The organism is Bacillus sp. V26 (genome assembly GCF_034296245.1).
GTDB lineage: Bacteria > Bacillota > Bacilli > Bacillales > Bacillaceae > Bacillus > Bacillus halotolerans.
In genome coordinates, this window is record NZ_JAXKQF010000009.1 from 1 (window position 1) to 12,754 (window position 12,754).

A 12,754-nucleotide genomic window follows, 5' to 3' on the forward strand; every position below is an offset into this window, starting at 1 on the left:
TACTATTAGCAAAGTTGTAATAAATGATAAAAAGGAGGTCAAACCAAATGAAAGATGTATTGGAACTTCAACAACTCAATGAAGGATCTGACGTAGAAGCTTCAAAAGGCAAAGGTGGCTTGCTTACGCTAATCACAACGGTAGTTGGCACATCTACTATTAGCAACAACTGTGGATAAAAGACCAAACACACTAAAAAAGTATGCTTGGTCGTTATACATTATATGAAAGCCTGAACAGGAAAAGGACCCCAATCCTTTTCCTGTTTCCAAAAAAAGGAACAAATTTAGCTTTCGTATAAATTCTTTTTACTATCCCATACTTCTTTTTTATTGTCAATGGAAAATGAATGAAGGGACTTAGTTCTTCATTTATATGTAGAACTAAAATCAAAAATGCTAAATTTATAAAATGAAGAATGGAGGAATATTAATGAATAATGTTTTAGCATTACAACAATTAAATAATAGTGCTGAGGTGGAACCGCAAGTGGGACCAACCATAACAACTATTACAGTAATACCTACAATGGTTATATCCTTAATAAGTAATTATTGCGACAATCATGCTTCATAATATAATGATTTTAGATTGACACTTGGCTAAAAAGTATTGCAGAGAAGGAAATGGATAACTAAATGGATAAAGTATATAAAAAACGACCGTTATATAAAAGAAGTTGGTTTCAAACATTTTTGGCATTTTTAGTATCTCAGCTTTATTTTAATTTTGTAGAATTAACGGGATGGGGTCCTAAGTATAGAGAAATGAATGGATTCCCAGCAAACATAGTTGAACTAGATTTCTTTCAAACATATCTTTCATTCTATGATAATCCATGGTTTAATATTATTACTGTTTTCTTGGGAGTTTTCACTATTATACAAATAATTACAGGGATAACAAAGGATATTCGAAATTAAAGCAATAACTTCTGATGCCTTATTTAATGATGAAAGAAAATGAACACTTTCTTAATTATCTTATGAGTGAAGACTGCGACACTTAGTCAGCAGTCTATTTTATTGGTTCTGGATCAGGATTACCGTATTATAATCCTATACAAATATATAGTAGGTTGCCACTTGCTGCGTTGGTTATTTTCTAAATCATGAGCAAATCCCAAATGGTTCAGATTAAAGTTCTTGCATTTTTTTAGTAGGAGTTTATTTTCTCTTCTCATCCTCTTTACTCCATGTGATTCATAAGTGGTAGCAAGCTTAAGTAGAGGTTTTTTCATTCTCTTGAGTACTCAGTTATACCACCCCCAACTCAATTTGCTTAATCAAAGTTTATCTCTTGAATTAGTTTTTCCGCAAATATGATATTGAGATACGGATATGGTGTAGCGTTAAATATCTTATCTTCAATAACAGGACAATTATTTTGCGTTGGTAATATGGAGAACTCATATGATATTCTATTTAGGTTGGAATACTATTTATCCAAAAAGTTCAAAAGTAAGGCCACTAAGAAAGACGAAGGTCGGTGCCAGTGTTAGCCACAATATAAAAAATAGGTGTAGATAATCATCCCACGTGAAATGTTCAAAATTTACTATAGATTGATAAGAAATGCTTTCGCATGCGATAGTGTAAAAAAAGCATGGTCAGTCTTTTTATATTGAGATAAAGGTATAGCCGTATCCCCTAATGAAAGGATTTGATTTTTGTTATGACAGATAATTTCTGGCGTGAATTACCACGGCCTTTTTTTGTACTGGCACCAATGGAAGATGTGACGGATGTTGTGTTTCGCCATGTAGTGAGTGAAGCAGGAAGACCTGATGTGTTCTTTACGGAATTTACAAACTCGGAGAGCTATTGTCACCCGGATGGGAAGGACAGTGTGCGCGGCCGTTTGACTTTTACAGAGGATGAACAGCCAATGGTAGCTCATATATGGGGAGACAAGCCTGAGAACTTTCGCCAAATGAGTATTGGTATGGCGGAATTAGGGTTTAAGGGCCTAGATATCAATATGGGCTGTCCTGTACCTAATGTTGCGGGAAATGGAAAGGGAAGCGGCCTTATTTGTCGTCCAGAAGTTGCAGCAGAACTAATACAAGCAGCAAAAGCAGGCGGATTGCCAGTAAGCGTGAAAACTAGACTAGGTTACACGGATATAGATGAATGGCGCGACTGGCTGACACACGTATTGAAACAGGACATTGCTAATCTTTCCATTCATTTGCGCACAAGAGCGGAAATGAGCAAAGTGGATGCGCATTGGGAACTCATCCCGGAGATTAAGAAACTTCGTGATGAGGTAGCGCCAGATACACTGTTGACGATCAATGGGGATATTCCTGACCGTCAAACTGGCTTGAAACTTGCTGAACAATACGGTGTCGATGGAATTATGATAGGGCGCGGTATTTTTACAAATCCATTTGCTTTTGAAAAAGAGCCGAAAGAGCATAGCAGTAAGGAATTGATTGATCTTTTGAGACTGCATCTGGATCTCCATGATGAATATTCAAAAACAGAAGCTCGAGCATACAAACCGCTTCCTCGCTTTTTCAAGATATATCTCCGTGGATTCCGTGGGGCAAGTGAATTAAGAAACCAATGCATGAACACAAAATCAACAGACGAAGTGCGTGCATTGCTCGATGAATTTGAGAGGAAGTATCTTGATGGGGCGGAGCCAAAGTAAAAAGTGTTCCAATTCAAGGTGAGAGTGAAGTGGGGACATTAAACTGGTGTGAATGCGGTATTGCGCCGGATTATTCCTGCAAATTTTCATCTCGATATTCAGGGAGACATGCTGCCTAGAAGCTGTTGAAGTATTATAAGAATCAAGATAGCAGGGAAATTGTCCTTGCTATCTTTTTTTATCTATGGATAAGATAAAATACATGGTAATAACAGGAGATGGTGCGGAAACAATGAAGGGGGAGTTTACGGTGAAAGAATTTCCTATAATTGAAACAAAAAGATTATGTTTAAGAGAAGTAAACTTTGAAGATGCCAAAGATATGCTACCATATCTTTCAGATCAACATGTTGTTAAGCCGATGGGGTTAGACCCCTTTGAAACAACTAAAGATGTGTGGGAAGAGATCAGGTGGTATAAATCCATATATGAAAAAGGTACAGGAATCAGATGGGGAATTACCCTTAAAGATTCTGGCATCGTAATAGGAAGTTGTGGATTTCTTAATAGACTTGCAAAACATTATCGAGCTGAAGTTGGGTACGAATTAAGCAAAGATTACTGGAGAAAAGGAATCGTCAGTGAAGCATTAGAGGCTGTTGTCAAATATGGATATAACCACTTGCAGCTGGAAAGAGTTGAAGCTCTTATTGAACCTTCTAATATCCCATCGATAAAACTAGTAGAAAAACAAGGTTTTAGCAGAGAGGGTTTGTTGAGACATTATGAATTCGCTTGTGGTAAATTTGAAGATTTATATATGTATTCAATGATCAAAGGAGATTTTACAGCTGGTTTGGGAAAAGATAAAAATAAATTTTAACTAATGCCTCTTTCACAGGAACTAACTGCCCGGGATATGGAAAATGAAACAGGGGCACTTGTTATTTCAACTATTATATGAAACAGAAATAGGGGGAAGAGAAAAATGAAACGACTATGCATCATCCCCTGCGGCAAGAAAAAAATATGGGACATCCGGCCAGATACAGGTCCGGTAAGGGCGGAAGATGCTTACCTGAGCCCGTTTCATCAGGCGTGCGAGCGGTATGCGAAAGCTTTTTTTGACGACTGGGTCATTTTGTCGGCAAAGCATGGGTTCCTGCGTCCTGATGACATCGTGCCGGAAAACTACGATGTGGCATTCGGGAGCGGTCATCCAGAGATTATGACAGGGGAGAAGTTAAGGCGCCAATTTCATGAAAAGGGTTTTCTTGAAAAAGAAGAGCTCGTCATGCTCGGCGGGAAAAAATATCGTAAAGTCCTTAACACGGTCGTCGGAAATCATCAGCATATCAGCTGGCCGCTGGCACCGTACAAAGGCATTGGTTACATGCTTCAGGCACTGAACAGGGCGGTTGAAGAAAAACAAGAACTGTAATACGTACATAACCCGAAAAGGGTGTGAAAATGAAAAAAATGGTATTTGGCTTCCTTGCCATTGCGGTATGTGGAAGCGGCTTTTATATCTATCATATTTTATTCGGTGATCCATTTTCAAAAAATGCCGAAGAGCAAAAGCTCACATCATATGTGAAACAGACCTATCCTCAAAAAGAAATCAAGATCACGAATGGAGTTTATAACGCGAAAACCTCGGAATATGTGTTTCAAGCAAACACCCAATCTCAAAGCTACTAAATGTGCGCGATGGGGTTTCTCCATCCTAAGGTAACCTGCGATGGGATTGAAGAAGCCTATACCGAGTCTGTTGCAAAACATCTAAATCAAGAAGCATCAAAGGAAATCGAAGCGGATTTGAAAAAAGCCGTTCCGCAACTTATAAAAGCCGAAGCAGATATCAGCGTTGAACACGCTCAGTTTACATTAGATACAAGCTGGAGCAAGCAATTGGCTGAAAGAGCGTCGCTGAGTTTGACGATTCAGTTAGATGCAAGCGGAAAAACAAAAACAGATGCCGCGGCGATGGCGGAAACCGTCAGAAAAACGCTAAATCAAAAAGGGTATACATATTTCAGAGGCACGATAGACTGCATGCAGAAGGATGGGGACGGCGGCTTTGGTTATGTAAAATATTCAATTGACTTTACCCTCGAAATCGCCATTCAGACAAACGATGCAGAGGCATTAGGAAGTTGATAAGATTTCCGAGGAAATAAATATGTCGATCGACGTCAAAAGACCGGGCAGGTGCCCGGTTTTTTTTATTTGGAATAAAACGAGACACATGGTTTCATATCGAGACAAAATGAGACACCTGTCTCAAACTGTCTCCTGGTATCAACATAGAAGACTGATTTTACGGGCATCCAATGGCTGGCACACTTCTTGCATTCATTAAGGCGAACCCTAAATAGAAGGAGGCACACACAATGGAACTGTTAAAACGAGAAGGCTTGTCATTAACTGAGGAAAAAGCGCTGTGGATGTACCAAAAGATGCTGGAAATCAGGGGCTTTGAGGACAAAGTGCATGAACTGTTCGCAGAGGGAGTGCTTCCCGGATTCGTCCATTTGTATGCCGGTGAAGAAGCGGTAGCTGTAGGCGTGTGCGCTCACTTAGATGATGGCGACAGCATTACAAGCACACATAGAGGGCATGGGCATTGTATCGCCAAGGGCTGTGATCTGAACGGGATGATGGCTGAAATTTTCGGGAAAGCGACTGGGCTTTGTAAAGGCAAAGGCGGGTCGATGCACATTGCCGATCTCGATAAAGGCATGTTAGGGGCAAATGGAATCGTCGGGGGCGGATTTACGCTCGCATGCGGGTCAGCGCTCACGGCTAAATATAAACAGACTAAAAATGTAAGCGTTTGCTTTTTTGGGGACGGAGCAAATAACCAAGGAACCTTCCATGAAGGCCTCAACTTAGCGGCTGTATGGAATCTTCCAGTTGTGTTTATCGCTGAAAACAACGGCTACGGCGAAGCCACGCCATTTGAGTACGCGTCAGCCTGTGATTCAATCGCTGATCGGGCAGCTGCCTATAACATGCCGGGAGTAACCGTGGACGGAAAAGATATTTTAGCAGTTTATCAGGCAGCAGGGGAAGCGATTGAACGAGCAAGAAACGGCGGAGGCCCATCTTTGATTGAATGCATGACCTACAGAAACTACGGCCATTTCGAAGGAGATGCCCAAACCTATAAAACAAAGGATGAAAGAGCTGAGCACCTTGAAGAAAAGGATGCCATACAAGGCTTCAAAAACGATCTGTTAAAAGAGGCGGATGAAAAAAAACTGGCAGACATTGAACAAAGCGTCAAAGAATCGATTGAAAAAGCAGTCTCCTTCAGCCAAGACAGCCCATATCCGAAAGCATCAGAGCTGCTGGCAGATGTATATGTCTCATACGAAAAAGGAGGAATGTAAGATGGCTAGAGTCATAAGCATGTCAGACGCGATCAACGAGGCAATGAAACTTGCGATGAGAAGGGACGAAAATGTGCTGTTGATCGGTGAGGATGTAGCCGGAGGAGCGGCAGTCGATCATTTGCAGGATGACGAAGCATGGGGCGGCGTATTAGGCGTCACCAAAGGGCTCGTTCAGGAATTTGGACGGAGCAGGGTGCTGGATACGCCCATTTCTGAAGCGGGCTATATGGGCGCCGCTATGGCTGCGGCATCAACAGGGCTGAGACCGATTGCGGAGCTGATGTTTAACGACTTTATCGGCACGTGCTTTGACCAGGTCATCAACCAAGGGGCAAAATTCCGCTATATGTTCGGCGGAAAAGCGCAAGTGCCGATTACCGTCCGCACCACATACGGAGCGGGTTTCCGGGCTGCGGCACAGCACTCTCAGTCGCTGTACGGCCTTTTCACAAGCATTCCGGGGCTGAAGACGGTTGTTCCGTCGAATCCGTATGATGCCAAAGGTCTGCTGCTTGCGGCGATCGAAGACAACGATCCGGTGTTCTTTTTTGAAGACAAAACGTCCTACAACATGAAAGGCGAAGTGCCGGAAGAGTATTATACAATTCCGCTCGGAAAAGCGGACATCAAACGCGAGGGCAGCGACATTACGCTGTTTGCGATCGGCAAGCAGGTCAATACCGCACTCGAAGCGGCAGCACAATTATCAGAAAAAGGCATTGAAGCCGAGGTGCTTGACCCGCGCAGTCTGTCTCCTCTGGATGAGGAAGCGATTTTCACATCGTTAGAAAAAACAAACCGGCTGATCATCATTGACGAAGCCAACCCGCGATGCAGCATAGCCACAGATATAGCCGCAATTGTGGCCGACAAAGGCTTTGATCTGCTGGATGCGCCGATTAAGCGGATTACAGCGCCGCACACACCTGTGCCGTTTTCGCCAGTGCTTGAAGACCAATATTTGCCGACACCAGATAAAATCGTCAGCGTCACGCTTGAATTGCTTGGCGAGCCGGCAGTGAATTAAAGGGGGGACACATATGGCGGTCAAAGTAGTGATGCCAAAGTTGGGAATGGCCATGAAACAAGGAGAAGTATCGATTTGGAACAAAAAAGTGGGAGATCCGGTTGAAAAGGGAGAAAGCATCGCCAGCATCCAGTCGGAGAAAATTGAAATGGAAATCGAAGCGCCTGAAAAGGGCACGCTGATTGATATTAAGGTGAAAGAAGGGGAAGAGGTTCCGCCCGGTACGGCCATTTGCTACATCGGGGACGCTAATGAATCGGTACAGGAAGAAACGGAAGAGCCAGCCGCTGAAGCTAATAGGCAAGCCAATCCCCAGCCTCCTAAACAGGAGAACAAACCCGCAAACACTAAAAAAGACAGACTGAAAATCTCTCCAGTCGCCAGAAAAATAGCGGAAAAAGCAGGGTTAGACCTGAAAAATCTGAAGGGCACGGGACCGGGCGGACGAATCGTAAAGGATGATGTCACAAAGGCGCTTTCTGAACAAAAAAGGGAACAGGCTGAGCCAGTTTCCGAACAAAAGGCGCAGGAAACTGCAGTTACAGGTATGAGAAAAGTGATCGCGTCCCGAATGCAGGAAAGCTTGGCAAACAGCGCCCAGCTGACGATTACAATGAAGGCTGATATCACGAAGCTGGCAGCTCTTCAAAAACAGCTTTCGCCGACAGCTGAGGAACGGCACGGCACGAAATTAACGATCACTCATTTTGTCTCAAGAGCTGCGGTGCTCGCTCTCCAAGCACACCCTATGCTGAACAGCTTCTACAAAAATGAGCGCATTATCACACATCCTCATGTTCATCTCGGAATGGCTGTTGCTCTTGAAAAAGGATTGGTTGTGCCTGTCATTCGTCATGCTGAAAAACTGCCGCTGATTGAGCTGGCCAAAACCATTTCAGAAAACGCCAAAAAAGCACGCGAGGGACGTGCGGGGAGCGAAGAATTGCAAGGCTCGACCTTCTCAATCACAAACCTTGGCGCATCCGGCGTGGAGCATTTTACGCCGATATTAAATCCGCCCGAAACAGGCATTCTCGGCATCGGAGCAAGCTATGACACGCCGGTTTTTCAAGGGGAGGAGATTGTCAGAGGTACGATACTGCCGCTCAGCCTGACGTTTGATCACAGAACCTGTGACGGCGCTCCGGCAGCTGACTTTCTGAAGACGATCAAAACATATCTGGAGGAACCGGCAGCGTTAATTTTATAGAAAAGCAGGTGAGAACATGACACTAGCCATTATCGGAGGGGGACCAGCGGGCTATGCGGCAGCAGTCTCAGCGGCACAGCAGGGAAAAAAGGTGCTGCTCATTGACAAAGGCTCACTTGGAGGAACCTGCCTGAATGAAGGCTGCATTCCGACGAAGTCTTTGTTAGAAAGCGCAAATGTGCTCGATAAAATCAAACATGCCGGGCGCTTCGGCATTGAACTTCCGCCCGGTGCAATATCGGTTGATTGGAACAAAATGCAGAGCCGAAAACAGCAGGTTGTCAGCCAGCTTGTCCAAGGCGTACAGTACTTAATGAAAAAAAATCAAATACAAGTCGTGAAGGGAGAGGCCTCCTTTCTTTCTGACAAGAAGCTCTTGATCGAAGGGGAGAACGGAAAAGAAATCAGAGAGGCTGAACAAATATTGATTGCTTCCGGGTCAGAGCCAATCCAGCTGCCCTTTGCCCCGTTTGACGGCAATTGGGTGATCGACAGCAAAGATGCACTCGGCCTTTCTGAAATTCCCGGTTCGCTTGTGATTGTCGGCGGCGGTGTGATCGGCTGCGAGTATGCCGGATTGTTCGCCAGACTTGGATCGAAGGTGACGATCATTGAAACGGCCGGCCAGCTGATCCCGGCAGAGGACGAGGATATCGCCCGTCTCTTTCAGGAAAAGCTTGAGGAAGACGGAGTTGAAGTTCACACCTCCTCCCGGTTAGAGCGTGTTGATCAAGCAGCCAAAACGGCGATATGGAAAAGCGGACAGCGTGAGTTTAAGACGAAGGCCGATTATGTGCTGGTGGCGATCGGCAGAAAACCTCGTCTGGATGGATTACAACTTGACCAGGCGGGAATTGATTTTTCCCAAAAAGGTATTCCCGTAAATGAGCAAATGCAGACCAATGTGCCTCATATCTACGCATGCGGGGACGCGATCGGCGGCATTCAGCTGGCCCATGCTGCTTTCCATGAAGGGATCATCGCCGCTTCACACGCTTCAGGACGCGACATCAAAATGAACGAAAAAAACGTGCCCCGATGTATTTACACATCGCCGGAAATCGCATGTATCGGATTGACGGAAAAACAGGCAAGACACGTTTACGGAGATGTACAGATTGGTGAATTTCCTTTTTCCGCAAACGGGAAGGCGCTCATCAAACACCAAGCGGAAGGAAAGGTCAAGATCGTGGCGGAACCGGAGTTCGGCGAAATCGTCGGAGTCTCAATGATCGGACCGGATGTGACCGAGCTTATCGGGCAGGCGGCTGCTATCATGAACGGAGAAATGACGGCGGATATGGCAGAGCATTTTATCGCGGCCCATCCGACGCTGTCGGAAACGCTGCACGAAGCATTGTTAAGCACAATTGGGCTTGCGGTGCATGCATAACAAGAAAAGCTGGCGAATGCGCCGGCTTTTTTTATTGTTGAAAGCGCTTTATTTTTCCCCTACAATAGATGAAAACGGCGTGTAAGGGAGGAACGATCAAGGAATGAATTCGATCCCGAACGATTTGCAAACCTGGAAACGTTTTGTAAAAGACGGCGTGCTGGACGAAGCCCGAATAAGAAAAAGGATAGCCGAGTCTTGGCACCGCTGCAGAAAGGCTGAGGTTAACCCTTATTTAGAAAAAGGCCCGAAGGTTTTGCAGCAAACGGAACTGGATCAGCAGTCAAACAAGCATTCATTCTTTCTGTCGACCGCAATGCCTTACCTGGAAAAACTGCTGCCCGCAATAAAAGAAATGGAAATGATGGCGCTATTGATTGATGCGGACGGCGTGGTGCTGGCGCTTGACGGCCATCGCCGTGCGCTGCATGAAGCCAAACGCATTAACTTTGTCGAAGGCGCCTGCTGGACAGAAACGGCGGTTGGCACCAATGCAATCGGTACGGCTCTTCACATTAGCGAGCCGGTTGTCATTCAAGGATCAGAGCATTATTCAGTCGCCTCCCATCACTGGAATTGCTCAGCAGCACCGATTCATTATGAGGACGGCAGTCTTGCGGGGGTGATTGATATCTCTTGCCCGGCAGCGCACGCACAGCCAAATATGCTCGGCATTGCCGCGGCCATTGCCTTTGCCGCGGAAAGGGAATTGGCAGCCAAAAGCAGGGAGAAAGAGCTTGAACTGCTCAGCCGCTTTGCTGATAGGACAGCATCCCGTGTGCCGATCGTGCTTTGTAATGCCAAACAGCACATCATCGGTGCAAGCCTGCCAATACGAACGTCAATACCGGATTGGCAAGGCCGGCATCTTTATGAGTTGAAGGAAAGAGGTTTTACGATCGAAAAAGCGGTCACCATGGGGGACAGCGGCACTTGTTTTTATTTATCGGAACAAAAGAAAAAGCCGGCCTTTCGATTCAATGGAGTCCTCGGACAAAGCAGGCAATCGCAAGCGATGCTCAAAAGCCTTGAACGAGCGGCCGCGGCTGATGCGACAGTTTGCCTGTCGGGTGAAACCGGCACGGGGAAGGAAGTCGCGGCCCGCGCGCTTCATGAAAACAGCGACCGTAAGAACGGCCCGTTTGTAGCCGTGAATTGCGGAGCGATCCCGGCGGATTTAATCGAAAGCGAGCTGTTCGGCTATACAGAAGGCGCTTTTACAGGAGCGAAACGAGATGGATACAAAGGCGCCTTCCAAAAAGCGAATCACGGCACCTTATTTCTAGATGAAATCGGAGAAATTTCCCACTCGATGCAGGTGGCGCTTTTACGGGTGCTTCAGGAACGCAAGATTACACCGGTCGGCGGGACAAAAGAAATCCCGGTTGATATCAGAGTGATTGCTGCCACACATTGTGATTTGCGTGAACTCGCAGAAAGCGGAAAAATCAGAGAGGACCTGTTTTATCGCCTTCATGTCTATCCGATTCAGCTTCCTCCGCTGCGGAACCGTCTCGAAGATATTGAGGCCCTCTTTACGTACTACACACAGAAAAATGGATGGCCGGGAGAGCTTCCGCCTGCCTTTTTGGACGTACTGAAGCAATGGAAGTGGCCAGGGAATATTCGCGAGCTGTTTAACGTCTTTGAACGCCTTTCCATCAGGTTTCCGGACGGACGGCTGAGTGACGAGCCGCTTTCCTTATTGCTCGAAGCGGCGGGCTTGCCGATCGGCCCCGTAAAAGAAAAGGGGGCTGAAACAAAGGCGCTTAATCTCCGTGAGCAAATTCAAAAAGATATCCTTATCAATGCGCTGGAAACGGCAAAAGGAAACGTCTCCCAAGCTGCGAAAATCAGCGGCATTCCGCGCAGCACCTTCTACAAACGATTGAAAAAATTTAATATGACCGCTGGATCATAAAGCATACTTCTTTCAAGAAATGGAAACGTTATGGGTGAAGGAGGGTGTTGAGATGAATATACAGAGAGCGAAAGAAATCGTGGAATCACCGGATATGAAGAAAGTAACGTATAACGGAGTTCCGATTTACATTCAGCATGTGAATGAAGAAACCGGAACAGCAAGAATTTATCCGCTGGATGAACCGCAGCAGGAGCATGAAGTGCTGCTGAACAACTTAAAAGAGGATTAAACAAACGTGGCCCGCTTTCATAAGCAGGCCATTTTGTTATGCTCGCGGCGCAAATAAGATCACACAAACACCGATCAGACAAATCAGTGCGCCGATCCAGTCATACAGATCTGGAGTTTTCCGATCGACAAGCCACCCCCAAAAGACAGCTAGTACGATGAACACCCCTCCATAAGCGGCGTATACACGGCCGAAGGAAGGGAAGGATTGAAACGTCGGGAGAATGCCGTATACAATCAATATCAGCGCCCCGGCTGCCCCGTATCCGACGGGCTTCGCTTCTCTCAGCCACAGCCAAATCAAATAGCCTCCGCCAATTTCAGCAAGTCCCGCCGCGAGAAATAAAAGAATGGTCATCAGCATCACGCGCACCCCTCAAACTTCAATTACATTTCATTATAAAGGAGAGAGAGGTGTTAAAGCTTTGGATTCTCTTCAAATTCCTTCAAATACACACTGCGCTGAATCTCTGTAAACTGGCTGATCCAATTGTTTTTCGCCTCTTCCGTCATATGGGGCAGCATATAACGTTCAACCGCTTCGAAAAATAATGGATTAGCTATGATGTTCCAAGTCGGAATACGAACGATCTTGCCGTCTTTCTTCTCAATGATAATATCCTCAAAGAAAATCCCTTTCAAACTGTATTGATGGCGTCCCATATAAATGCGCTTGATTTCAGCAAAAGGCACGCTGCGTTTTTTTGTGAAGATTTCCCCATCAGGCCCTTGTTTAATACGAAAAATAACATGTCCTCGGCTTGTGAACGCCGGTAAAACCATAGAAAATGTGATCAAGCCATAGACAATCGCCATCAATCCGCCGCCCAAATAAAGCAGAGAGTACTTGGATTCGAACGTAATGGCTTCTGACACCAGCCACACGCCTGCAATCACGGCGCCGCCTGTTGCGAGAAACAGCCAGATTCTGAAAAACATTCTGCTTTTGACTTCGATATCATGTGATTCCAATGTG

General features: G+C 45.5%; 14 protein-coding genes and 1 pseudogene. 13 read left to right on the forward strand and 2 right to left on the reverse strand.

Annotated elements, in window-relative coordinates:
* The first annotated feature begins 47 nt into the window (after nt 1-47).
* The 13 genes and pseudogenes from UJ203_RS19520 (at nt 48) to UJ203_RS19580 (ending at nt 11,779) form a co-directional block, all read left to right on the forward strand.
* Nucleotides 48-179 carry a class III lanthipeptide gene (locus UJ203_RS19520; protein ID WP_188323621.1) on the forward strand — a complete coding sequence of 44 codons (132 nt, stop codon included), beginning with the start codon at nt 48-50 and terminating at the stop codon, nt 177-179.
* Between the two features lie 253 nt (nt 180-432).
* Nucleotides 433-576 (forward strand): class III lanthipeptide, encoded by a 144-nt coding sequence (locus UJ203_RS19525; RefSeq protein ID WP_181185673.1) that lies wholly within the window; start codon nt 433-435, stop codon nt 574-576.
* A gap of 62 nt (nt 577-638) precedes the next feature.
* Entirely contained in the window at nt 639-923 is a 285-nt protein-coding gene (locus UJ203_RS19530; protein ID WP_021481197.1) for a YfzA family protein, read from the forward strand.
* Between the two features lie 751 nt (nt 924-1,674).
* Nucleotides 1,675-2,658 carry a tRNA-dihydrouridine synthase gene (locus UJ203_RS19535; RefSeq protein WP_322013360.1) on the forward strand — a complete coding sequence of 328 codons (984 nt, stop codon included), beginning with the start codon at nt 1,675-1,677 and terminating at the stop codon, nt 2,656-2,658.
* 250 nt (nt 2,659-2,908) lie between these two features.
* Complete coding sequence (locus UJ203_RS19540; RefSeq protein WP_322013361.1) at nt 2,909-3,481, forward strand: GNAT family protein; 573 nt, start codon at nt 2,909-2,911, stop codon at nt 3,479-3,481.
* A gap of 105 nt (nt 3,482-3,586) precedes the next feature.
* Nucleotides 3,587-4,039 carry a DUF6884 domain-containing protein gene (locus UJ203_RS19545; protein WP_322013363.1) on the forward strand — a complete coding sequence of 151 codons (453 nt, stop codon included), beginning with the start codon at nt 3,587-3,589 and terminating at the stop codon, nt 4,037-4,039.
* Nucleotides 4,040-4,068: 29 nt separating this feature from the next.
* Nucleotides 4,069-4,758, forward strand: a pseudogene (locus tag UJ203_RS19550) (hypothetical protein).
* A gap of 233 nt (nt 4,759-4,991) precedes the next feature.
* The gene (gene acoA, locus UJ203_RS19555; RefSeq protein WP_322013365.1) at nt 4,992-5,993 is read left to right on the forward strand and encodes an acetoin:2,6-dichlorophenolindophenol oxidoreductase subunit alpha; all 1,002 of its coding nucleotides are present in this window, start codon (nt 4,992-4,994) and stop codon (nt 5,991-5,993) included.
* 1 nt (nt 5,994) lies between these two features.
* A complete protein-coding gene (gene acoB / locus UJ203_RS19560) occupies nt 5,995-7,023 on the forward strand; it encodes an alpha-ketoacid dehydrogenase subunit beta (protein ID WP_248338770.1) in 1,029 nt (342 codons plus the stop codon).
* Between the two features lie 13 nt (nt 7,024-7,036).
* A complete protein-coding gene (locus tag UJ203_RS19565) occupies nt 7,037-8,233 on the forward strand; it encodes a dihydrolipoamide acetyltransferase family protein (protein ID WP_322013369.1) in 1,197 nt (398 codons plus the stop codon).
* A gap of 16 nt (nt 8,234-8,249) precedes the next feature.
* Nucleotides 8,250-9,626, forward strand: a complete 1,377-nt coding sequence (lpdA, locus tag UJ203_RS19570) for a dihydrolipoyl dehydrogenase (RefSeq protein ID WP_322013371.1) — start codon at nt 8,250-8,252, stop codon at nt 9,624-9,626.
* Nucleotides 9,627-9,729: 103 nt separating this feature from the next.
* On the forward strand, nt 9,730-11,547 hold the full coding sequence (locus UJ203_RS19575; protein WP_322013373.1) for a sigma-54-dependent Fis family transcriptional regulator: 1,818 nt from the start codon (nt 9,730-9,732) through the stop codon (nt 11,545-11,547).
* Nucleotides 11,548-11,599: 52 nt separating this feature from the next.
* Nucleotides 11,600-11,779, forward strand: a complete 180-nt coding sequence (locus tag UJ203_RS19580; protein ID WP_010333419.1) for a small acid-soluble spore protein H — start codon at nt 11,600-11,602, stop codon at nt 11,777-11,779.
* 36 nt (nt 11,780-11,815) lie between these two features.
* Here UJ203_RS19580 and UJ203_RS19585 read toward each other — a convergent pair whose 3' ends face one another.
* Complete coding sequence (locus tag UJ203_RS19585) at nt 11,816-12,145, reverse strand: YnfA family protein (protein ID WP_081638253.1); 330 nt, start codon at nt 12,143-12,145, stop codon at nt 11,816-11,818.
* Between the two features lie 50 nt (nt 12,146-12,195).
* Entirely contained in the window at nt 12,196-12,750 is a 555-nt protein-coding gene (locus UJ203_RS19590; protein ID WP_258182229.1) for a YfjD family protein, read from the reverse strand.
* Between the last annotated feature and the right edge of the window lie 4 nt (nt 12,751-12,754).